This is a genomic window from Corynebacterium pilbarense, from assembly GCF_026930265.1.
Taxonomy (GTDB): domain Bacteria; phylum Actinomycetota; class Actinomycetes; order Mycobacteriales; family Mycobacteriaceae; genus Corynebacterium; species Corynebacterium pilbarense.
Window position 1 is genome coordinate 100927 of sequence record NZ_JANRML010000007.1, and the last position, 22293, is coordinate 123219.

21 protein-coding genes are annotated in these 22293 nt (G+C 65.5%); 6 read left to right on the forward strand and 15 right to left on the reverse strand.

Annotated elements, in window-relative coordinates:
• Position 1: 1 nt before the first annotated feature.
• Positions 2–1750 carry an acetyl/propionyl/methylcrotonyl-CoA carboxylase subunit alpha gene (locus NUW87_RS07075; RefSeq protein ID WP_269027846.1) on the forward strand — a complete coding sequence of 583 codons (1749 nt, stop codon included), beginning with the start codon at positions 2–4 and terminating at the stop codon, positions 1748–1750.
• Positions 1751–1802: 52 nt separating this feature from the next.
• Here NUW87_RS07075 and NUW87_RS07080 read toward each other — a convergent pair whose 3' ends face one another.
• The 9 genes from NUW87_RS07080 to NUW87_RS07120 form a co-directional block, all read right to left on the reverse strand.
• The gene (locus tag NUW87_RS07080) at positions 1803–2876 is read right to left on the reverse strand and encodes an HNH endonuclease signature motif containing protein (protein WP_269027847.1); all 1074 of its coding nucleotides are present in this window, start codon (positions 2874–2876) and stop codon (positions 1803–1805) included.
• A gap of 103 nt (positions 2877–2979) precedes the next feature.
• A complete protein-coding gene (locus tag NUW87_RS07085) occupies positions 2980–3759 on the reverse strand; it encodes a putative hydro-lyase (RefSeq protein ID WP_269027848.1) in 780 nt (259 codons plus the stop codon).
• Positions 3760–3768: 9 nt separating this feature from the next.
• Positions 3769–4938: an NRAMP family divalent metal transporter gene (locus tag NUW87_RS07090; RefSeq protein WP_239217425.1), complete on the reverse strand. Its 1170-nt coding sequence runs from the start codon at positions 4936–4938 to the stop codon at positions 3769–3771.
• 183 nt (positions 4939–5121) lie between these two features.
• Positions 5122–5445, reverse strand: a complete 324-nt coding sequence (locus NUW87_RS07095) for a putative quinol monooxygenase (RefSeq protein WP_269027849.1) — start codon at positions 5443–5445, stop codon at positions 5122–5124.
• Between the two features lie 10 nt (positions 5446–5455).
• On the reverse strand, positions 5456–7246 hold the full coding sequence (locus NUW87_RS07100) for an ABC-F family ATP-binding cassette domain-containing protein (RefSeq protein ID WP_269027850.1): 1791 nt from the start codon (positions 7244–7246) through the stop codon (positions 5456–5458).
• Positions 7247–7291: 45 nt separating this feature from the next.
• Entirely contained in the window at positions 7292–8239 is a 948-nt protein-coding gene (locus tag NUW87_RS07105; protein WP_269027851.1) for a 4-(cytidine 5'-diphospho)-2-C-methyl-D-erythritol kinase, read from the reverse strand.
• Positions 8229–9083, reverse strand: a complete 855-nt coding sequence (gene rsmA, locus NUW87_RS07110) for a 16S rRNA (adenine(1518)-N(6)/adenine(1519)-N(6))-dimethyltransferase RsmA (protein WP_239217352.1) — start codon at positions 9081–9083, stop codon at positions 8229–8231. The genes NUW87_RS07105 and rsmA overlap by 11 nt, the downstream gene beginning before the upstream one ends.
• Entirely contained in the window at positions 9084–10223 is a 1140-nt protein-coding gene (locus NUW87_RS07115; RefSeq protein WP_239217353.1) for a resuscitation-promoting factor, read from the reverse strand.
• Positions 10224–10322: 99 nt separating this feature from the next.
• Positions 10323–11159, reverse strand: coding sequence for a TatD family hydrolase (locus tag NUW87_RS07120; RefSeq protein ID WP_269027852.1), 837 nt, complete (start codon positions 11157–11159; stop codon positions 10323–10325).
• 12 nt (positions 11160–11171) lie between these two features.
• Between NUW87_RS07120 and NUW87_RS07125 the strand changes: the two genes are divergently transcribed.
• On the forward strand, positions 11172–11564 hold the full coding sequence (locus NUW87_RS07125; RefSeq protein WP_063938287.1) for a DUF3806 domain-containing protein: 393 nt from the start codon (positions 11172–11174) through the stop codon (positions 11562–11564).
• Between the two features lie 21 nt (positions 11565–11585).
• Here NUW87_RS07125 and metG read toward each other — a convergent pair whose 3' ends face one another.
• The 3 genes from metG to rsmI all read right to left on the reverse strand — a co-directional run bounded on the left by metG (position 11586) and on the right by rsmI (position 16286).
• Complete coding sequence (gene metG / locus NUW87_RS07130; RefSeq protein WP_239217357.1) at positions 11586–13430, reverse strand: methionine--tRNA ligase; 1845 nt, start codon at positions 13428–13430, stop codon at positions 11586–11588.
• A gap of 84 nt (positions 13431–13514) precedes the next feature.
• Positions 13515–15320, reverse strand: coding sequence for a BCCT family transporter (locus NUW87_RS07135; RefSeq protein WP_070845225.1), 1806 nt, complete (start codon positions 15318–15320; stop codon positions 13515–13517).
• 105 nt (positions 15321–15425) lie between these two features.
• Positions 15426–16286, reverse strand: coding sequence for a 16S rRNA (cytidine(1402)-2'-O)-methyltransferase (gene rsmI / locus NUW87_RS07140; protein WP_269027853.1), 861 nt, complete (start codon positions 16284–16286; stop codon positions 15426–15428).
• A gap of 40 nt (positions 16287–16326) precedes the next feature.
• On the opposite strand from rsmI, the gene pmt reads away from it, so the two are divergent.
• A complete protein-coding gene (pmt, locus tag NUW87_RS07145) occupies positions 16327–17973 on the forward strand; it encodes a protein O-mannosyltransferase (RefSeq protein WP_377734103.1) in 1647 nt (548 codons plus the stop codon).
• On the opposite strand, the gene NUW87_RS07150 is transcribed toward pmt, so the two are convergent.
• Complete coding sequence (locus NUW87_RS07150) at positions 17974–18603, reverse strand: zf-HC2 domain-containing protein (RefSeq protein ID WP_269027854.1); 630 nt, start codon at positions 18601–18603, stop codon at positions 17974–17976.
• Complete coding sequence (locus tag NUW87_RS07155) at positions 18596–19003, reverse strand: DoxX family protein (protein ID WP_269027855.1); 408 nt, start codon at positions 19001–19003, stop codon at positions 18596–18598. Before NUW87_RS07155 ends, NUW87_RS07150 begins: the two co-directional genes overlap by 8 nt.
• Positions 19004–19055: 52 nt before the next feature.
• Between NUW87_RS07155 and NUW87_RS07160 the strand changes: the two genes are divergently transcribed.
• A complete protein-coding gene (locus tag NUW87_RS07160; RefSeq protein ID WP_269027856.1) occupies positions 19056–19679 on the forward strand; it encodes a DNA-3-methyladenine glycosylase I in 624 nt (207 codons plus the stop codon).
• Positions 19680–19686: 7 nt separating this feature from the next.
• Here NUW87_RS07160 and NUW87_RS07165 read toward each other — a convergent pair whose 3' ends face one another.
• Positions 19687–20319: a cation efflux transmembrane domain-containing protein gene (locus NUW87_RS07165; protein ID WP_269027857.1), complete on the reverse strand. Its 633-nt coding sequence runs from the start codon at positions 20317–20319 to the stop codon at positions 19687–19689.
• Positions 20320–20865: 546 nt separating this feature from the next.
• Between NUW87_RS07165 and NUW87_RS11830 the strand changes: the two genes are divergently transcribed.
• Together NUW87_RS11830 and NUW87_RS07170 are read left to right on the forward strand one after the other, a co-directional pair.
• Positions 20866–21144, forward strand: coding sequence for a pentapeptide repeat-containing protein (locus NUW87_RS11830; RefSeq protein ID WP_158093103.1), 279 nt, complete (start codon positions 20866–20868; stop codon positions 21142–21144).
• A 193-nt stretch (positions 21145–21337) separates the two neighbouring features.
• A complete protein-coding gene (locus NUW87_RS07170) occupies positions 21338–22048 on the forward strand; it encodes an IS6 family transposase (RefSeq protein ID WP_239217364.1) in 711 nt (236 codons plus the stop codon).
• Positions 22049–22293: the final 245 nt, after the last annotated feature.

A 22293-nucleotide genomic window follows, 5' to 3' on the forward strand; every position in this document is an offset into this window, starting at 1 on the left:
CATGACTCTTTCTGCCGTACTGATTGCCAACCGCGGCGAGATCGCCGCGCGCATCGCGCGCACCGCCCGCGATCTGGGCATCCGCTCCATCGCCGTCTACTCCGAGCCGGACACCGGGGCGCTGCACACCCAGGTCGCCGACGAGGCCTACCTGCTGCCGGGCAAGACCTCCGCCGAGACGTATATGAACATCCCGGCGCTCATCGAGATCGCGCACCGCGCCGGCGCCGACTGCCTCCACCCCGGCTACGGGTTCCTCTCCGAAAACGCCGACTTCGCCCGCACCGTCGAGCAGGCCGGCCTGACCTGGATCGGACCATCGCCGGAGGCCATCGAACTGCTCGGCGACAAACTCTCCGCCCGCGCCCTTGCCGTCGAGGTTGACGCCCCGCTCGCACCAGGCACCGGCGAGCCGCTGTCCACCTGGGAGGAAGCCCGCGACTTCGCCGACAAGCACGGCATGCCCATCGCGATCAAGGCGGCCTTCGGCGGCGGCGGCCGCGGCCTGAAAGTCGTCTTCGACGAAGCCGACATCGAGGAAGGCTTCGCCTCCGCTGGTCGCGAGGCACGCGAAGCGTTCGGCCGCGGCGAGTGCTACGTGGAGAAGTTCCTTACCCACCCGCGCCACGTCGAGGCGCAAGTGCTTGCCGACGCGCACGGCAACGTCGCAGTCCTTGGCACCCGCGACTGCTCTACCCAGCGCCGCTTCCAAAAACTCATCGAGGAAGCCCCCGCCCCGTTCCTCACCGACGAGCAACGCACCGCCATCGAAGAAGGCGCCCGCGAAATCATCCGCAAGGCGAACTACCAGTCCGCCGGCACCGTCGAATACATCGTCTCCGAAGACGGCACCGTGTCGTTTTTGGAGGTCAACACCCGTGTCCAGGTCGAGCACCCCATCACCGAGGCCGTCACCGGCGTGGACATCATCGCCGAGCAATTCCGCATCGCGGATGGGCTTCCCCTCTCCTTCGTCGACTCGAACGGTAACGGCGGCAACGGGATCGATCCGTCGATAAGCGGGCATGCTTTTGAGTTCCGCATCAATGCCGAGGATGTCACCAACGGCTTCGCCCCCTCGCCCGGCACGGTGACCCGCTTCGACGTGCCAACCGGACCAGGCGTGCGTATCGACACCGGTGTCCGCACCGGCGGACAAATCCCGCCGTACTACGACTCGCTCATGGGCAAACTCGTCGTCTGGGGACCCGACCGAGACACCGCCCTCGCCCGCGCAAAGCAGGCGCTCAGCGAGTTCGTCATCGAAGGCGTGCGCACCGTGCTGCCGTTCCACCGCGACATGGTTGACGCGCCCGAAATCACCGGTGACAGCCTCGACGTCTACACCGACTGGGTCGACCACAACTACTCACCGTCGCAGAAACACAACGGCGTCGACATCGAGCACATCTACGACGAACGCCGCGACGTCATCGTGGAAATCGACGGCCGACTGCACACCATCGGCTTCCCCGTCGCCATGCTCGGCGGCGGCGCGGCCACGGCCCCGGCCGACACGGCTGGCCCGGCCGGCGACGAAGCAGGCGCCGTGACGTCGAAGTACGAAGCCACCATCGTTGAATGGTTGGTCGCCGACGGCGACGTCGTCTCCAAGGGCGACGCTATCGCCACCGTCGAGGCGATGAAGATGGAATCGCAGATCAAAGCACCTCGCGACGGGCAAATCTCGCTTGCCGCACAGCAGGGCGAGCGCGTGAAAGCGAACGCCACCATCGCGACGATTTCCTAGGCGCGCGGGTGTTACGCCGTCGTCCGTTGTTGGGCGGCGGCGTTTCGCATTGTTAGGTGCTTGGTGGTCCGAAGAGCTGGTCGAGTGCTCCGCGGTCGGTGTTTTTGATGTGGTACCCGCGGGGTGAGACCCACCAGGGCGCGCCTCGGATCATGGCGATGCGGCCGCGGGTGTTGCGCCAGGGGTCGTCGTCGTTGATGCGGTTGTGGTAGCGGCACAGCGGCGCCAGGTTGTCGATGTTGGTGTAGCCGCCGTGTTTCCACGCTTTCACGTGGTGGATCTCGGAAGCGTACGCGCCGTGGCGGCAGCCCGGAAACGCGCACACGGGTGAGACCATGCAGGCCATATCGCGCTGTTTCTGGTTGGCGAAACGCTCGGTGTCGTAGAGGTTGACTGCCCCTTCCTCCGGGTGGAAGGCGGCAACCTCCAAGGCTTCGCCGAACTCTTGCTGGAGGTACTCCGCACCCGTCATGATGGTGCCGTCAGTTAGTGTGAGGATGACGTCGTCGCCATCGCCGGCCATAATGCGCGAGTGTGCGTCGATGGGCACCATCACGATCGGCCTAGGTGCTGCGGCGACGACCCCGCCGGTTTCGCCTTCGACAATGCGCCAGAACGCCTCTTCCATCTGCGCCGCCGCCGGCTGGGTGGTGTCGATGTCTTGGCGCAGGCGGTGCTCGAGATCGGCTGCGTTGCGGTCGGTGGTGTCGATGGTGATGCGCGCCCGGCCATTCTTCGGCGCGGAGAACGCGACCTGCTTCTTTGTCGGGGCGTTGTCCTCGCGGGGGATGAGCTCGCGGGCGGCGCGTTCGATTGCTTTGTACCCGCCGGTGACATCCAACAGTTCCAGCCGTAGCCGCCACCGCTCGCCGGCGTCCTTCACTCCGCTGATGCGGCGCTCGATCAGTCCGAGTTCGTCGAGTGAGAACCCGCGGGCTTTCTGCGCGGCTTCCGATTGCTTGCGGGTAAATTTCGTTTTCCCGTAGTAGACGTCCTGCATCCGCGCCCACGCGTGGGCCTTGTCCGGCGCCATCCCGGCGCTCAGGGCAACCGGCAGGTCGAAGTGCCGCAGTGTCTCCATGGATACTGCGGACATCGCCTGGATGAATGCGTCGAACGAGTTCATGGCCACAGACCCTAAACCCAACGCAACCCCACCCAACCCCCACAACCAAAAACTGTGGATAACCCGCCCCAAAAAGCACCAAAGTTATCCACAGCCGAGCCCTTTAGGGAACCTGGTACGCCACGTCCCGCACGTCGGTGATGAGCATCTTGCCCGGCGAATGGCAGATCGCCAGCTCCGGTTTCGAATGCATCGCGATCGACTGCGGCGTCACCCCGCACGCCCAGAACACCGGCACGCAACCTGCCGGGATGTCTACCGCGTCGCCGAAATCGGGCGCGGCCAGATCGTCGATGCCGATTAACCCCGGCTCCCCCACGTGCACCGGCGCTCCGTGCACCGCCGGGTAGCGCGAGGTGATCCGCACCGCGTCCGCCACCAAACCTGCCGGGATGGGCCGCATGGACACCACCATTTTCCCGCTGAACGCCCCAGCAGGCTCGCAGTCGATGTTGGTCAGGTACATCGGCACGTTCACCCCCTGCTCGATGTGGGCGACCGGCACATTGTTGTCCAGCAATGCCTGCTCGAAGGTGAACGAACAGCCGATGACAAACGCGACGGTGTTCTCGGTCCAGTAGGCGGTGGCATCCGTTGGTTCGTCGATAAGTGAGCCGTGCGAATACACCCGGTAGGACGGAATGTCGGTGCGGATGTCGCCGCCCGCGAGCAGCGGCGACGACACCTGCCCCGGTTCCAACACGCCGAGCAGCGGGCACGGCTTCGGGTTGCGCTGCGCGAACAACAAGAAATCGAACGCGTACTTCCGATCCAGCGCGATCAGGTTGGCCTGGGCGAAGCCAGCGGAAAAGCCCGCCGTTGTCGCCACATCGGTGGTGCGGAACAACGCGCGGGCTTGCGCTGGGGTGTAGGAGGAGTACATGCCTCAACGCTACATTGAGATAATCTCCGGAAGCTTACTAATGGAGCTCCAACCCATGTACAGCGTGAGCACCAGCACGAGCACACCGATCGTGAGCATCCACACCGGCGGCTTGTAGCCGCGCAACAGGTCCCGGCGGAAGATGCCGACGAAGAGCACCACCGCGAAACCGATCGGGAGGATCAAGCCGTTGAACGCGCCGGCGAACAGCAGCACCTTCTGCGGCGGGGTGCCGCCGAGGGCGAGGAAGATCGCGGCGGAGGCGACAATGAACGCGACGGTGAACATCGTGCGCTTCTTCGGGTCGAAGCCCTGCTTGGTCATAAACGACACGGAGGTAAACGACGCGCCGATCACCGAGGACAGGCCAGCGGCCCACAGCACGAGGCCGAACGCGCGGCGGCCGAACTCGCCGGCAGCCTGGTAGAACACGTCGGCGGCGGTGTTGTCCTTGGACAACGTCACACCGGTGGCCACCACGCCGAGCACCGCGAGGAACAGCAGCACGCGCATAATGCCGGTGACGATGATGCCGGTGACCGAAGACCGGGTGAGGTAATCGATGTTTTCCGGCCCGGTGTGGCCTGCGTCGATGAGGCGGTGCACGCCGGCGAACACGATGTATCCGCCGACGGTTCCGCCGATGAGGATGGTGATGACGTTGAAGTCGATCGCCTCAGGCGCGACCGTCTGCCGCATGGCCTCCGCCACCGGCGGGTTCGAGGAGATGGCGACATACAGCATGAGCAGGATCATCATCGCGCCGAGGATGCCGACGATGACGTCGAGTGCGGCGCCGGCGCGCTTTGACAGGAACACCACCAGGGCGATGACGGCGGAGATGGCGCCGCCGATGCGCGGTTCAATGCCGGCGAGCGCCTGCAGGCCGAGGCCAGTGCCGGCGACGTTGCCGATGTTGAAGATGAAGCCGCCGACGCCGACGAGCACCGCGAGCACCCACCCGAGGCCGGGCACCACCTTGTTGGCGAGTTCGCTGGCGCGCAGGCCGGACACGCCGAGGATGCGCCAGACGTTGAGTTGCACGGCGATGTCGATGAGGATGGACAGCAGGATCGCGAAGGCGAGCGCTGCGCCCATCTTCACGGTGAAGACGGATGTTTGGGTGAGGAAGCCGGGGCCGATGGCCGAGGTGGCCATGAGGAAGATGGCGCCGATCATGGGGCCGATCCCCCTCGCCGCGGCTGGTGGTTTCGCGGGCGCGTCGGCCGCGGTGGACCCACTCTGGGTCGGATCTGGAGCGGTCACTGGGGACACCCCTTTCACGTTCTAGGAAATTGTGACGGGGGAGATATTAAGCCATGAATGCGCTCCAGGAAACATTGCGCCCCACTGAGGCTCCCCCTAGGAGACTTTGAACTCCGCCATCTGATCCCACTCGGTCTTGCCCTCGATGAGGGTGTTGATGATGGTGGGGGTCTCTTTCAGGATCGTGGGGAAGAATTCCTGGGCGGCCTTGAAGTGGTCGGAGTTGACGTGGGCTTCGGCGGCGTCGTCCTGGAATGCCTCTATGAGCAGGTATTCGTCGGGGTTGTCTTCGTTGCGGTACCAGTCGAAGAAGATGTTGCCTTCTTCGGCGCGGGAGGCGTCGGTGAAGTCCTTGACCAGCTCGCGGAAGTTCTCGACGTGTTCGGGCAGGGGCTTGAATCGCACGTTGATCAAAATCATGGGACCCACCCTAGCTTTCGAGCTGTTCGCCGAGTTCGAGCCATTCCATCTCGAGTTCCTCGCGGGCGTCCTTCACGGCGTTGAGCTCTTTGGTCTTGGCGCCAATGGCGTCGAAGTCGCCGGCTTCGGAAAGCGCGGCGATCTCGGCCTCGAGGGCTTCGGCCCGCTCGTTTTCCTTGGCGATCTTGCGCTCGAGCGCCTTCATCTTCTTCTGCAGCTCGCGCTCTTCCTGGGAGCTCATCTGCTTCTCGACGCCCTCCGGTTTCCCCTCCCCCAGATCCAGCACACCAGCAGTGCGGGCCTGGTCGGCGCGGGTGTCCAAGTACTGCTGGATGCCGCCGGGCAGGTTGGTCAGCTTGCCGTCGCCGAACAGCGCGTAGGTGTTATCGGCGATGCGCTCGATCAGGTAGCGGTCATGGGAGATGACCACCAGGGTGCCGGGCCAGGAGTCGAGGAGGTTTTCCAGCTCTTGGAGGGTGTCGATGTCGAGGTCGTTCGTGGGCTCGTCGAGAAGCAAAACGTTCGGCTCGCTCATGAGCACGCGGGTGAGTTGGAGGCGGCGGCGCTCGCCGCCGGAGAGGTCGCGCACGGGGGTGCGTTGGCGCTTCGGCGAGAAGCCGAGGCGTTCGGCGAGCTGTGAGGCGGACAGTTCCTTTTTGCCGAGGGAGATGTAGGTGGCCACGTCCTCGACGGCGTCGATGACGCGGCGCTCCGGGTCGAGGTCGTCGAGTTCTTGGCGCAACCAGCCGATGCGGGCGGTCTGCCCCTCGATGCGTTTGCCGGCTGCGAGCGGGTACTCGCCGGCCAAGGAGCGCAGCAGGGTGGTTTTGCCGGAGCCGTTCACACCGACTAAGCCGATGCGCTCGCCCGGCGCGAGGCGCCAGGTGAGGTGGTCGACCAGCGTGCGGCCGTCCGGGGCGTCGATGCGCGCGTCCTCGAGCTCGATGACCACGCGGCCCTGGCGCTGCTTGGAAAAGGCCATGAGTTCGACGGTGTCGCGCGGGGGTGGGACGTCCTTGATCAGGGCTTCGGCGGCCTCGATGCGGTAGCGCGGCTTGGAGGTGCGCGCCGGTGCGCCGCGGCGCAGCCACGCCAGCTCCTTGCGGGCGAGGTTCTGGCGGCGCTGCTCGATGGCGTCGGCCTGGCGGGCGCGCTCGGCGCGCGCGAAGGTCCAGTCGTTGTAGCCGCCCTCGTAGACATCCACGGTGCCGTCGTGCACCTCCCACGTCAGTGTGGCCACGGTGTCGAGGAACCAGCGGTCGTGGGTGACCACCACAACCGCGACCTTGCGCGAGAGCAGGTGGTCGGCGAGCCATTGCACGCCTTCGACGTCGAGGTGGTTGGTCGGCTCGTCCAGCACCACCAGGTCCAGGTCCTGCACGAGCGCGGCGGCGAGGTTGACGCGGCGCCGCTCGCCGCCGGAGAGCTGCCCCACCGGGGTGTCCAGGCCAAGCTCCGCCACACCAGTGCCTTGGAGCACCTCGCGCACGCGGGCGTTGGAGGCCCATTCGAAGGTCTGCAGGCCCAGCGGCTCGACGACGGCCTGGCTGACCGTGAGCGCGCTATCCAGCGTGAACCGCTGCGTCACCACCGCCATGCGCAGATCCGAGGTGTGCGAGACGCGCCCTGCGTCTGGCGGCTCGATGCCGGTGAGCACTTCCAGCAGGGTGGTTTTGCCGCCGCCGTTGACGCCGACGATGCCGATGCGCTCGCCGGTCTGCACGCCGAGCGAGACCCCGTCGAGAAGCGTTTTCAGCCCCCAAGTCTTGGAGACGTTTTCCAGGTTGATCAGGTTAGCCATATGGCTTGCAATCTTACGCAGGCGCAAGCGTGACGACGCCTCCGGTTAACCCACCTTCTCCACCACCGCGCCGTGGTCCGGGCCTTCGGCGACGAAGATCTCGTAGCCGTCGAACTGCTCCGCCAAGTGCTCGGCGGCAAACCGCGCGGCGTCGGCGTCGTCGCAGAGCACGGCCACGGTGGGCCCGGAGCCGGAGACGATCGCGCGGCGGCCCGCGTCTGCTGCTGCATCGAGCACGCGCTTGAGCACCGGCCGCATCGACAACGCGGGCGCTTCCAGGTCGTTGTGCAGCGCGGCGGCGACGCGCGCCACGTCGCCGGAGGTCAGCGCCTGGGACAGCTCGGTGGCGTCCAAATGCGGCACGAGGGCGGGGTTGCCGTGCCGGAGGTCGTCGAGAAGCGAGAACGCTCCCCCGGTGTTGATCCCGATCTTGGGGTTGATGAACACCCAGTGCAGCCGGCCGCGCGAGAGCATCTCGACCAGCTTGTCGCCACGGCCTGTGCCAAGCGCCGTGCCGCCCATGAGCGAGAAGGGCACGTCCGCGCCGAGCGACGCCGCGATCTCGTGCAGCGCCTCGTCCGGCAGCGGCTCGCCGAACTGGGTCACGAGCGCGTTGGCCGCTACCAGCGCGGCGGCCGCGTCGGCGGAGCCGCCCGCCATGCCGCCGGCGACGAAGACATGCTTGTCCACCTCGATGCGAACGCGCGGCACCGCCACGCCCGCGCGCGCCACCACGGCCTCGACGGCGCGCCACGCCAGGTTGTTCGGTCCGTCGATGTCCTCGTCCGGCTCATCCACGAAAAACGTGGTGTGCATGGACTCGACTGCTGGGCCGGCCACGGGGTCGCCGTCGGGAAGCAATCGCACCACCTCGCGCCGGTCTACCGCGTGGAAGACGCTGACCAGGTCGTGGTAGCCGTCCGTGCGCGCCTCACCCACGCCGAGGTGCAGGTTCACCTTGCCCGGCGCGGAGGCGACGATCTCACGCACCATGGCGGGCCTCCCCCAAGCGGATAAAGTCCGCGACGGTGAGCTTCTCGCCGCGCAGGCCCGGGTCGATGCCGGCGGCGCGCAACGCGTCCTCTGCGGCCGCGGCCGAGCCGTAGATGCCGGCCAGCGTGGAGCGCAGCGTCTTGCGGCGCTGGGCGAATGCGGCGTCGACTAGCGGGAAGATGGTGTCGCGAAGCTCGCGTGGGGCGTCGGGTGCGACGTCGATGCGCACCAGCCCCGACTCGATGTTTGGCGCCGGCCAGAACACGTGCTTGCCAATCGTGCCGGCGCGCGAGACGTCGCCGTAGAACGCGGCTTTGACGCTGGGCACGCCGTAAATCTTCGAGCCGGGTTGCGCGGCAAGGCGGTCGGCAACTTCCTTTTGCACCATCACGAGCACCCTGCGTATCGACGGCAACTCCGCCAACAAATGCAGCAGCACCGGCACCGAGACGTTGTAGGGCAGATTCGCCACCAGCGCGGTCGGCGCGACGTCGAAGTCGGCGCGGGCGACCTTCAGCGCGTCGGTGTTGATCACTGTGAGGCGCTCGGCGTACTCCGGGGCGAACGCCTCCACGGTGGTGGGCAGGCGCCCGGCCAGGCGCGGGTCGATCTCGAGGGCGGTCACGCTCGCGGCGGTGTCGATCAGCCCCAGGGTGAGCGAGCCGAGGCCCGGTCCGACCTCCACGACGTGGTCGTCGGCAGAAAGCTCCGCCGCCGCGACGATGCGGCGCACGGTGTTGGGGTCGTGCAGGAAGTTCTGCCCCAGCTTCTTCGTCGGGGTGACGTCCAGCTCGGCGGCGAGGTCGCGGATCTCGGCTGGCCCGAGGAGTTGCGCTCCCGCCATCTAGCGGATACCCAGGCTCGCGGTGCAGGCCGGCCAGGCACCCCAGCCCTGGGAGGCTTGGACGCGCTCGGCGACGGCGATTTGCTGCTCGCGGGTGGCCAGGTGCGCGCTCGGCGCGTACGCGGTACCGCCGTGGCCCGCCCAGGTGGACGGGGTGAACTGCAGGCCGCCGGAGAAGCCGTTGCCGGTGTTGATGGACCAGTCGCCGCCGGCTTCGCACTGCGCCAGCGAATCCCACACGCTGCCGGAGGCCACCGCGGGCGCGGCCTCGCCGGTGTTGCCGGCCTGCTTGGTGCCGCGGGCAATAAGCGCCGGCTTGGCCTTCTTCACTTCCTTTTCTTCGGCCACGCCTTCGGACTCGACCTTGCCGTTGACGGTAACGGTGCGGTGGATGACCTCGGTCTCGCCCTGCTCGCCCTTTTCGCGGACCTCCTCGGTGCCTTCGTCGAGCGAGTCGTCGTCCACATACTCGGCCGGGGCCTCCACCACGACGGTCTCCGGGCGATCCACGGTGCTGACGCGGTCGAGCACGATCTCCATGCCGGGCTCGATGGCGTCGGTGAGTGCGACGTTGAGGCGGTCGTCGGTGTCGAAGGTGACACCGCGGGCGGCAAGCAAGTCCCCGACGGTTTTCGCAGCGGCAGAGACGTAGGTCAGGTTCCCGCCGTCGCGCAGTGCGACGATCTTCGGGGTGGTCACGTCCAGGTTCATGCCGTGGGTGACCGGCTGGTCGCGGTCCACGTCCACCGCGGAGTAGCCGTCAACGCCGGCTTGCTCGATCAGCTCGCCGACGGTGCCGGCGGTGGACGTGATCTCCTGTGCAACACCGTCGATGACCACGGCGACCGGCTTCGCGGTGCGCACGGTGACGGTGTCGCCGCTGGACAGCCTCTCTCCCGGCGCCGGGTAGACCAGGTCCTCCGGCGCGACATCGACACCGGCGGAAGAAAGCGCGCCCGCCACGTCGGAGGCGTAGGTGCGCACGTTGGTTTCCTCGCCGTTGACGTCGACGGTGACTTGCTTCTGGGTGGCAAGTGCCGTGCCCGCGCCGCCGACCAGGACTGCGCCGGCGACGGTGCCGGCGACAGCGCGCTTGGTGGCGGTGCTCTTCGGGTTGATCCGCTTGATCTGACGGGACATGTGTTTCCTCACGGGTCGGCTCAGCTGAAGGTGCTTCAGCTAATAACCCGGGTAACGATACGGTAACGCCCGCGGGGTTTCAAGGACGGACGTGCCAGGTCACACCCCGTAGACCCGCGAGAACGTCTCTGCAATCTCACGCGCCACATCGGCCACTTCCATGCGGCGCGCTTGTGCCACAACCTTCGCGGTGTGCCCGATCAGCGACGGCTCGTTTCTCGCCCCGCGGTAAGGCTCGGGCGTCATGTATGGCGCGTCCGTTTCCACCAGCAGCTGCCCCACCGGCGCCAGCGCCGCCGCCTCGCGCAGCTCCTCGTTGCGCTTGAATGTCACGTTGCCGGCGAAACTGAGCACATAGCCGCGCTCAATCGCCTCGCGCGCCACATCCAACGGCGAGGAGAAGCAGTGCAGGATCACGTGCTCAGGCCGCGGGGCGTCGTCAAGAATGCGCATCATGTCGGCGTCGCCCTCGCGGTTGTGGATCATCAGCGCCTTGCCCGTCTCACAGGCTAGGTCGATGTGCCAGCGAAACGCCTCCTCCTGCACCTCGAGCGGCGCGGTGCCCTCCGCGTCGTGCTTCAGCCAATAGGTGTCGATGCCGGTCTCGCCCACCGCCACGCAACGCTCATCGGCGGCCATCTCGGTCAGGCGAGCGCGAGCGTCGCGGTCAAGCTCGTGCGCCCGCGTCGGGTGGATCGCGCACGCTGAGAACACGCGCTCGTTGAGGTGGGCGGCCTGAAGCGCGAGCTCCGCTTCGTCGAGGCCGTCGCCTACGGTGCAGATGCGCTCAACGCCGGCGGCCAGGGCGCGCTCGACGAACGCGTCCACCTCATCCTTGGTGCGCGCGCCGCAGGACGCGAGGTGGGTGTGCGCGTCGACCAGGGAAGCAATCGGCTCGGCGGGCACAGGTGTGGGACGCGGTTTCTTTTTGCTCATACGATGCACCCTATGGCATTTGAAGACATCGACTCAGCCACCACCACCCAAATCGAGGCCGACCTGGCCGAAGCCGCCGGCCGCGGCATCAACGGCTCGCCCGCGGACATCGTAGAGTCCTTCGAGGCCGAACTCGCCGACTACCTCGCGCTCCCGCCGGACGTGCGCCGCGCGTTCCCCCGCGGCGACACCGCGCGCCTCTACGGCACCGCGCTCGGCCAGGCGCTCGTGCGGGAGGGGTTTCAGTGGCAATTGCTTATCGACGACTACGGCACCGACCTCGTCGTCGCCAAGGACGTCGGCAGCGCCGGCGAGAAATACACCGCCCCGCTCGTTGTTGTGGACCAGCGCTTCGAGGACGAAGAACCCGGCACCCTGACTAAGTTCCTGGGGCAGTTCTTGTAGGTTTCTCCGTCGAGCGCGGCCCTACTGCACCGGCGCCCACTCCGGGCCGGTCTCACCCAGCTCCGGGTCCAGCTTGGCAATCAGCGGCTGCGGCTTGGACAGCTCCGTGCCCGGGGTGACATCCACGCGCTTCCACTCGGCCTGCTGCTGGGAGTAGTCGCCGGTGATGGTCAGGTAGGTCTGGCCCTTCTCCGGCAGGCCCGCGCCGACGAGGTTGAACTCCTCGTCGTCCACAACCTCCTCGACGCGCGGCTCGGCGGCCCAGATGCCGGTGCGGCCCAAAGTCTCGTGGACCTTCTGCGCGGTGTGCGGCAAGAACGGGGTGAGCATGGCATTGCAGTCGGAGACGACCTGCAGCGCGGTCCACAGCACGGTAGCCAGGCGCTCGCGCTGGGAGTCGTCCTTGGCCAGCTTCCACGGCTCCTGCTCGGCGATGTAGGCGTTGGCCTCGCCGACGACGTGCATGATCTTCGTGATCGCGGACTTGAAGTGCGCCTTGCCCAGGGCCTCGCCTGCGGTGGTGAAGGTCTCAGCTGCGAGGTCGAGGATGCGCTCATCGGACGCCTCGAGCGGGCCGGGTGCTGGGACCTGGCCGAAGTTCTTGTGCGCCATGGACACGGTGCGGTTGACCAGGTTGCCCCAGCCATTCGCCAGCTCGTTGTTCACGCGGCGGACAAACTCGTCCCAGGTGAAGTCCGTGTCGTTGTTCTCCGGGCCGGCCACGGCGATGAAGTAACGCAACGGGTCCGGGCCGAACTCGGCGAGGAAGTCCTTGACGTAGATGACCACGCCCTTGGACGAGGAGAACTTGGAGCCGGACATGGTGAGGAACTCGGAGGAGACGACCTCGGTGGGCAGGTTCAGCTCGCCGAGCTCGCGGACCGTGCCGCCCTTCGCGCCCTTGCCCGCGTAGCCGAGCAGCTCCGCCGGCCAGATCTGGGAGTGGAAGGTGATGTTGTCCTTGCCCATGAAGTAGTAACCCTCGGTGGCCGGGTCCTGCCAGAAGTCCTTCCAGGCCTCCGGGTTGCCGGAGCGGTGCGCCCACTCAATCGATGCAGACAGGTAGCCCACGACGGCGTCGAACCAGACGTAGAGCTTCTTCGACGGGTTGTCCTGCCAGTCCTCCACCGGGATCGGGATACCCCAGTCAATGTCGCGGGTCATAGCGCGCGGGCGCATATCCTCCAGCAGGTTCAGGGAGAACTTCAGCACATTCGGGCGCCAGTCCTCGCGGGTGGTAAGCCACTGCTCCAGCGCGTCGTGCAGTGCGGGAAGGTCGAGCATGAAGTGCTCGGTCTCAATGAATTCGGGCGTCTCGCCGTTGATCTTGGACACCGGGTTGATCAGGTCCGCCGGGTCGAGCTGGTTGCCGCAGGTGTCACACTGGTCGCCGCGCGCGTCGGTGGCGCCGCAGATCGGGCAGGTGCCCTCAATGTAGCGGTCCGGAAGCGTGCGGCCTGTCGACGGGGAAATCGCGCCCTGGGTGGTCTCCCGGATCATGTACCCGTTCTCGTTCAGGCCGCGGAACAACTCCTGCACCACCGCGTAGTGGTTGCGGGTGGTGGTGCGGGTGAACAGGTCGTAGGACAGACCCAGGCCCGCCAGGTCCTCCACGATCTGCTTGTTGTAGCGGTCCGCCAGCTCCTTGACGGTCACGCCTTCCTTATCGGCCTGCACCAAAAGCGGGGTGCCGTGCTCGTCGGTGCCGGAGACCATGAGCACGTTCTTGCCGGACATTCGCTGGTAGCGGGCGAAGACGTCGGAGGGCACGCCGAAGCCTGCGACGTGGCCGATATGGCGCGGGCCGTTGGCGTACGGCCACGCAACGCACACAAGAACGTTGTTGTTGGTCTCGGAAGAAGTCATGGCTCTCAGCATAAGTTATGCCCCGCTCAAGCACTGCACTGCTTAAGCGGGGCGCAACTTTAGAACGTCGTCAAGCAAACGCTCCTAGCGGGAACGCGGTTTGAGCATCTCCTTGACCTGCGCCTTGCGGGCTTCCAGCTGCTGCTGGTCGCGGTGCATGCGGCGCTCGATGGCCAGCTGGCGGGCGAAGCGCTCCTGCTCCTTCTTGTCCAGGTAGATCGTGTCGTTGGACATGTCCTTGACAATCGCGAACATCAGCACGATCAGGATGATCAAGAACGGCGTTGCGGCCACGATGGTCACGGATTGCAGCGAGTTCAGCGCGTCCGAGCCGCCGGAAATCAGAAGCGTCAGGCCGACGAATGCGGTGGCCAAGCCCCACATTGCGGCGAGCCACGGCTTCGGCTCGGTCTTGCCGGACTGGGTCATAGATGCCATCACCGTCGACGCGGAGTCCGCGGAGGTGATGAAGAAGGTGCCCAGCAGTACCAGCGCAAACACGCCAACAACGTAGCCGCCCGGCAGCGCGTGCAGCAGGTTGAACAGCTGTTCTTCGTTGGAGCCGCCGCCGACGATGGACTCGCCAGCCTGCTCCATCTTGATAGCGGTGCCGCCGAAGATGGCGAACCACACGGTGGACAGGCCAGCCGGAACCAGCATCACACCGAGGCAGAACTCGCGCACGGTTCGGCCGCGGGAAATGCGTGCGAGGAAGGTGCCCACGAACGGGGACCAGGAGATCCACCATGCCCAGTAGAAGATGGTCCAGCCGGAGAGGAACTCGCCGGCCTGGCCGTCGGAGCTCTCAGCGGTGCGGGCTGCCATTTCGAAGAAGTTCTGCAGGTAGTTACCAACAGCGGTCGGCAGCATGTTCAGCTGCGCCACGGTCGGGCCAAACACGAACACGAAGACCGCCAGCACAGCAGCGATGACCATGTTGGTGTTAGAGAGCCACTGAATGCCCTTGGACACACCCGACATTGCCGATAGCAGGAATGCGAGGGTGAGCACGGAAACGATGCCGATGGTCAGCTTGGTGGACGGGTTGTCCACGAAACCGGAGGCTTCCAGGCCGGAGCTGATCTGCAGCGCGCCGAGGCCCAGGGAGCAGGCGGTGCCGAAGATGGTGGCGAAGACGGCGAAGGCGTCGATGAGCTTGCCCAGCCAGCCGTTGGCTGCTTTCTCGCCGATCAGCGGGATGAACGCGCTGGACAACAGCTGCTTGCGGCCGAGGCGGAACGTCGAGTACGCGATGGCCAGGCCGATGATGGCGTAGACGGCCCACGGGTGCAGCGTCCAGTGGAACATGGTCTGCGCCATCGCGGTGCCGACTTCGTGCTCGTCGTGGCCCGGCACGCCGTCGAGGTACATCGCCAGCGGCTCGGCAGCGCCGTAGAACATCAGGCCGATGCCCATGCCGGCGGCGAACATCATGGCGATCCACGAGGTTGTCTTGAACTCCGGACGCTCGTCGGCGGTGCCGAGGCGGATGGTGCCGAAGTTCGATGCCGCGATGACGATGACGAAGGCGACGAAGATGGTGCCGCCGAGGACGAAGGCCCAGCCGAGGTTGTCGATGACCCAGCCGAAGGCGGCATCCGCGAAGTTAGAGAAGTTGTCGGGGGCGGCAAGGCCCCAGCCGACGATCGCCGCGACAATCACTGCCAGAGGAATGACGGTGCCCCAGTTGATCGGGGCGTCTTCTGCGTCGGCTTCGCTAACGACGCTTTCCTCTGGGTCTGTGTAATCGGGTTGCGCGCCGTCGCGGTCTGCGCGCAGCAGTGCGGCGATCTCGCCGACTGCGGAAGATTTTTCAGTCTTGATGGGATCCGTACTCCGCGGCTCCACATCAGGATCGTGGGGATCCCTTTGGAGATCACGCTGAGACATATAGTTCTCCTCGCAAATTTTCAGGGTTTTTCTAGAACCCAAGCAGGCTAGCGCAGATCACACCATTGTGCTAGCCAGCGCGCGAGGAACTTTTGCCTATCGACGTCAGCTTCGCGCATCCAACGCGGCATCGTAGAGGTCTCCGACCTTCACTCCGTGCTGCTTCGCCACCTGTTTCGCCGCATCTTTCATGCGCTGGCCGCCGTCGACCAGCTCCAGCACCAGACCGACCAAGTCCTCGGGTTCGGCCTGCTGCCCGGTGCCGCCTTCGATCACCAGCGTGATCTCCCCTCGCACGCCGCCGGCCGCCCACTCGGCGAGCTCCCCCAGCGTGCCACGTTTAACCTCCTCGTAGGTTTTGGTCAGCTCGCGGCACACGGCGGCGCGGCGTTCGGTGCCGAGGACGTCCGCGGCGTCGGCAAGCAACTGCTCGATGCGGTGCGGCGACTCGAAACAGCACACGGCGCGGCGCTCGTGCACGAGCGCTTCCAACCACGCGCGGCGCGCGCCGGTCTTCCGCGGCGCGAAGCCGTCGAAAATGAAGTGGCCCACGTTGAGCCCCGACAGTGCCAGGGCCGTGGTGACCGCGGAGGGGCCCGGGATGCAGGTGACGGGGATGCCGGCGTCGTGGGCCGCAGCGACGATGGAGTGGCCGGGGTCCGACACCAGCGGCATGCCGGCGTCGGTGACAACGACGACGGTGCCGGCGCGTGCGGCGTCGAGAAGCTCCCGCACCCTCGATTCTTCGTTGTGGTCGAAGTTGGACACCACACGCCCAACGATTTCCACGCCGAGCGCCGCGGCGAGCGCGCGCGTGCGGCGTGTGTCTTCTGCGGCGATCACGTCCGCGGCCGCGAGCGCTTGCGCCAGCCGCGGCGACGCATCTGCCGCGTTACCAAGCGGGGTGGCCGCGAGCACAACTCCGGCCGGGAGGTTCTGTGTCAGGTTGTCTTGCTCGGCGGACATACCACGGGAGCTTACGCTCAAGGCGCTAATATCTTGCGTCGTGACCACTATCGCGAGCACCCCGAACCCCGCCGGGCCGCCGTCTGACGCCGACGCGGCGGCACCAGTAACGACGCGTTCCCTGCGGCCCGCCCAGCCTGCGCCCGAGGCACCCGTGACTGTGCCGTGGACTCGCCGCGACACCATCGCCGCCTCCGTGATCGGTGTGCTGGCGCTGCTCACCCGCTTTATCGGGCTGGTGCAGCCGACCAGCTCCGGCACCCCCGTATTCGACGAGAAGCACTACGTGCCGCAGGCCTGGGACATGGTGGAAAGCTGGTTCAACCCGGTCTTGGGCGGCATCGAGTCCAACCCCGGCTACGGGCTGGTTGTGCACCCGCCGCTGGGCAAACAGCTGCTCGCGCTGGGCGAGATCCTCTTCGGCTACTCCCCGCTCGGCTGGCGCCTCATGACCGGCCTGTTCGGCACCGCCGTGATCGTGTTCGTGTTCCTGCTCGCGCGGCGCGTGAGCCAGTCCACCAACATTGCGATCATCGCGGGCATCATCGCGCTTTTCGACGGCGTCCTGCTGGTCTCCGCCAAATTCGGCATGCTCGACGTCTTCCAGGTGCTGTTCGTGGTGATGGCGGCGTGGACCCTGGCCGGCGACATGCGCGAGGTGCACCACCGCTGGCACGACGCGTGGCTGGCCGGCAAGCTCGAGGACGCGGGCCCGTTCGGCCCGCGCATGGGCTTTCGCTGGTGGCGCTTCGCCACCGGCGTGCTGCTCGGTCTCACGCTATCGGTGAAGTGGTCCGGCCTGTACTACATCATGTTCTTCGGCCTTCTCTCGTCGTTCTGGGACTTGTTCCTGCGCCGCCGCTACGGCGTGGAGAAGCCGATTTCGGGCACCCTGCTTCGCGACGTCCCGTCGGCACTCGCCTCCATCGTGCTCATCCCCGCCGTGCTGTACCTATGGTCCTGGCGCGCCTGGTTCGCCTCTGAGACCTCCGTGTACCGCCACTCGCTTACCGACGGCACCATCGCCGGCTCCGACTGGCCCTGGCTGGCCAACCTGCCCGAGCCGATCGCCGGCTGGTTCTACTACCACTTCTCTGTGCTGAACTTCCACGCCTCGCTGACGTCGTCCTCCGGCCACTCCCACCCCTGGGATTCCAAGCCGTGGGCCTGGCTGGTCTCGGCGCGACCGATCCTCTACTACTCCGCCACCGATCTGGAGTGCTCCATTGCGCCCGGCGACGGCAAGTGCCGCGAAATGATCTACATGTTCGGCACCCCCGCCATCTGGTGGCTGACCGTGCCGGTGCTGCTGTGGGCGTGCTGGGTGTGGCTGACCCGCAAGGACTTCCGCGTCATAGTGCCGGTGATCGCGTTCGCCGCAGGCTTCCTGCCGTGGCTGGCCGCCTTCGACCGCCAGATGTACTTCTTCTACGCCGCCGCAATGGTGCCGTTTACCGCGGTGCTGCTGGCCTTGGCGTTGGGCAACCTGGCCAAGAAGGGCGGAGCTGTGACGTGGCCCTGGGTGAACAAGGTTGCAGGCTTTGAGATGCGCTGGGGCCAGCTCGCCACCGTGGTCTACATCGCTCTGGTGGTGGCCAGCTTCATCTACTGGTCGCCCATCCTCTACGGCCTTAAGATCCCGGACGCCTGGTACGAATCCATCATGTGGCTGCCCAGCTGGAAGTAGTTAGTACGGCCGGGCGTCGAGCATCTGCCACGCCCGGCGCCACGCCCCACCCCGGTCGGCCACCCAGGTCCATACCAGCGCCACCAAACTCAGCAGCGGGATGAGCACCCCGGCGAGCTCGAACGCGCCGGTACCCAGCACGAAATCGCGCACCGCGAATCCGACGGTGAAGGTGAACATCGTGCCCACAATCAGCACCACGCCCGGGATCTGCTGCGGGCGCCAAGCGGTAAAGCCCAACGCCAGCGCCACGCCGAAGCGCACGGACGCCGCGGATGCCACGATCGGTTCCTCGCCGCCGGAGAGGATCAGGCGCACGGCCCACAACACCCACACCACGGCCATAACGCCGAGCATCACACGCCCCACGCCCATGCCGAGTTCGCGGCGGCGGGCGAAGCGGCGCCACTCGTTATCCACGCCCGCGAGAATCGCGGCAGACAAGTCCTGCGGCGGAGCCATTGCGCTGTCCCCACCGAGTGACTGGGACAGGGCCAGACTACGGTCCAAAAACGCCCGGCACTCCGCGCAGCCGGACACGTGGGCGTCGACGATGGCGTCGTCGAGTTCAGCTTTCTCGCCGTCGATGCGCGCGGACAGCGCCGCTTGGACCTCCTCGTGGCTAACCACGCGTGAGCACCCCGTCCAGGCTGGCACGACCGGTGCCGAAGACGGTGATGATAAACAGCGCGGCGGCGAGCACGAGCGTGTACTCCACTCCCCCGGCCTCGATGAAAAAGCCGTTGTCCAGGTGCACGAAGTACCCGGCGGCTAAAACGGTAAGGGCGAGGAGCGACGCGGTGATCGTCGTTAAGAGCCCCACTGCCAAAAACGCGCCGCCGATGAGCTCGACGGTGCCGGTGAGGTAGGCGGACAGCTGTGGCTGCGGCACCCCGAGTGCCGCGAACTGGCGGCCGGTTTCGGCCATGCCCATCTCGAACCAGTGGTTGTAGCCGTGCGCCACAAACACCGCGCCCAGCACGAGCCGGAGTACAAGCAGCGCGAAGTCGCGCACGGCGGGCCTATTCATGCCGATTAGCGTACCCGTGGAACCAAACGAGGTAGAACTGAGTCCAATACATATGACTGATTTTCACACCACCCCAGAGACCGATCCCGAATCCGGCTGGCCCGTCATCGGCGACGACGGGCTGGCGCGCCCACCGTGGGCGGCCACCGACCCGCTTTTGCGCGAGTACTACGACACCGAATGGGGCATGCCCGTCACCGACGAGCAGGGCATGTTCGAGCGCGTCTGCCTCGAGGGCTTCCAGGTGGGGTTGTCCTGGCGGCTGATCCTGCAGAAGCGCGAGGCGCTGCGCGCGGCGTTCCGCGGTTTCGACCCAGAGGAGGTCGCGGGGATGAGCATCGAGCATTTGCTTGACGACGCTTCCTTGATCCGCAACCGGCGCAAACTCGAAGCAGCAGTGAAAAACGCCCAGGCAACGCTCAACCTGCGGGAACAGGGCACGCACCTGGGCGAGTTCGTATGGTCCTACCAGCCGGAACACACGCCGGTGCCACGTACGATGGCGGAGGTGCCGACGCGCTCGGCAGAGTCCGAGCAACTGGCGAAGGACTTGAAGAAGCGCGGCTTCACCTTCGTGGGGCCGGTGACTATGTACGCGCTGATGGAATCCACCGGCATCGTCGACACCAACTTGGTGGGCACCTGGCGCCGCGGAGCGTCCGGAGTGTGGGCTTAAGGCGCGTCTAGGCGGCGTTTAGTCGTCGTCCATGTCCGCGAAAGCCTCCTCGACAGAGTCGTGCTCCTCGCGGGATGCCTCCCAGACTTCCTTGGCGGCGGAGAGGTTGATCGCGGCGATGATCGCGCCGACGACGATGTCGAACCAGGCGGTCTCCCCACACGAAAGTGAGCAGTCCGGCGGCGATGATGAGCAGGTTGGCCAACGCATCGTTGCGCGCGGCCAGCCAAGCGCCGGTGGCGAGCGATGAGCCTTCACCGCGCAGCTGCATCAGCAAGATCGCGCAAACCACGTTGACCACCAGGGCACCGACCGCGATGCCGGTCAGGCCCTCCGGCGACGGTGCGACCGGGTTCATGATCTTGGTGACGACGGTGACAATCGCAGCCACCGCCGGGATGAGGATCAGCGCTGCGAGCACGCTACCCGCGGTGCGACGGCGCGCGGCCGGCCACGCCACGGCGAAGAACACCAGCAGGTTGATCGCGGTGTCCTCGAGAAAGTCGGCGGAGTCCGCGAACAGGGACGCCGACCCAATGGCCACCGCACCGGCAAACTCCACGAAGAAGTAGGCCAGGTTCAACAGCGCCACAATCAGCACCGCGCGACGGATCTTCTGCGCGCCCAACGAATCTTCCACTTCAGCTGCTCCTTTATGCCTGAGTTTCAACGGGAGGCAGCTTTGCCGATCGGCAAAACGTAACGGGACCCGGCCGTATTCGACCGGGTCCCGCAATCAAGTGGAGCTAAGGGGGCTCCACGACGATAACCATTAACCCGCCGGTAGACGCACTATTTACAACCATTGAGCCCGCATCTGTTGCGTAACTGTTGCTTATCGCACCGAAAACCGACCCGAGGAGCACCCCATGCTTTCCCCAAAAACCACTACCAGCCCGGCGCGGCGGGCACCCGAGGAGCGCACCCCACTGCGCCACATCATCCACCACGAGGAGGCAGACGGCACCATCCACTACCTCTGCGGCATCCGGCGCGCACCAGACGCGGCAGTCAAGGGCACACACCCCGATAAGATGGTGCTGTTGCAACCACCCACTGTCTTGACTACCAAGGCCGTTGCCCGCAATGGATTATCAATTCACCGCAGATTAAATAGCAAATGTACAAAACGATGCCTCAATCGTGGGCCACGGAGCTCGCTGGGAAAGACATTTCCGGGAAAGATATGTCCAACTATGACCTGACGGATATCAATCTCGAAGGAAGCATATGCAAAGGATGCTCGTTTCGCGGCTCCATGGTGGCATGGGCTAACTTGAAATCGGCAGATTTCACCGACGCAGATTTTACGAACGCAATTCTTAGCGAGTCAGACCTTCGTGGAGCGACATTAACGCGCGCGAATTTTACGAACGCATATCTGGTACCTGTTACCGCCAGTCCAAGGCAATTCTCTGAATGTACAGGTTTGGATGCAAGTAATGCGATACTTTATAGCCCCTGATTGCGCCTACATGAATTCCGTTCAAGCCCTACGGTGTATCGGGCGTTGAAAAACGCATAGCTACCGCGATGGGGCGGGTGAATATACGCCCCACAGTACATGCCGTATGTTTAGGCATATGGCACGGCATACGCTTTAGGGTGCTATTGCAAAGTTGGGGCAGTAGAAAGACCGGCGTGAAATAATCACGGCCATGGGCATCTTCTCCGGTCGGCATTTCCCCCGTGAAATCATCCTGTGGGCGGTGCGGTGGTACTGCCGCTACGGCGTGAGCTACCGCGATCCCGAAGAGATGATGACCGAGCGGGGTGTGCCAGTCGATCACACCACGATCTACCGCTGGGTGCAGAAATACGCCCCTGAGTTGGATAAGCACACTCGGTGGTACCGGCAGGTACCCGACTGGCAGGCCCGGTCCTGGCGGGTGGATGAGACCTATATTCGGGTCGGCGGCACGTGGTGCTATCTCTACCGGGCTATTACCGCCGGTGGGCAGACCCTGGACTTTTATCTCTCTCCGAAGCGCAATGTCGCGGCGGCCAAGCGTTTCCTGGCCAAGACGCTGCGATCGAATACGACAGCCGGTTCCCCGCGGGTAATTAATACAGATAAGGCACCCTCCCTGGCCAAGGCGATCTCCGAGCTGAAGGCGGAGGGAATCTGCCCTCAGACGGTGGAGCACCGTCAGGTGAAATACCTGAACAACGTTCTCGAGGGAGATCATGGCCGGTTGAAACGAATCCTGGGACCGAAGGGGGCGTTCAAAAATCGGACGTCTGCCCACCGGACGTTGAAAGGGATGGAAGCGATGCATTCATTGCGGAAAGGTCAGGGCACGATGTTTGCTTATGGGCACCCCAATCCGGACGCGGTGATCGTCAACCGGGCCTTCGAGACGGCCTGAGAACGCCGGCACGCAGCGGCCATCAGGAAATGAGAAACTGGGTCGTCTCGGCTCTCCGCCCAACTTTGCAACAGCACCAGGAATAGTGCACCTACCAGGGCAGATACAACAAAACCCCTGGCCAAACATGACCAGGGGTTTTATCGAATTGTGGAGCTAAGGGTGTCTGAGGTCACGACATATTTGACGGGGTGTGCCTGCGGAAGGCGTTGTGATCCTTGACAGGTCAGTCGCGTCATTGTTGA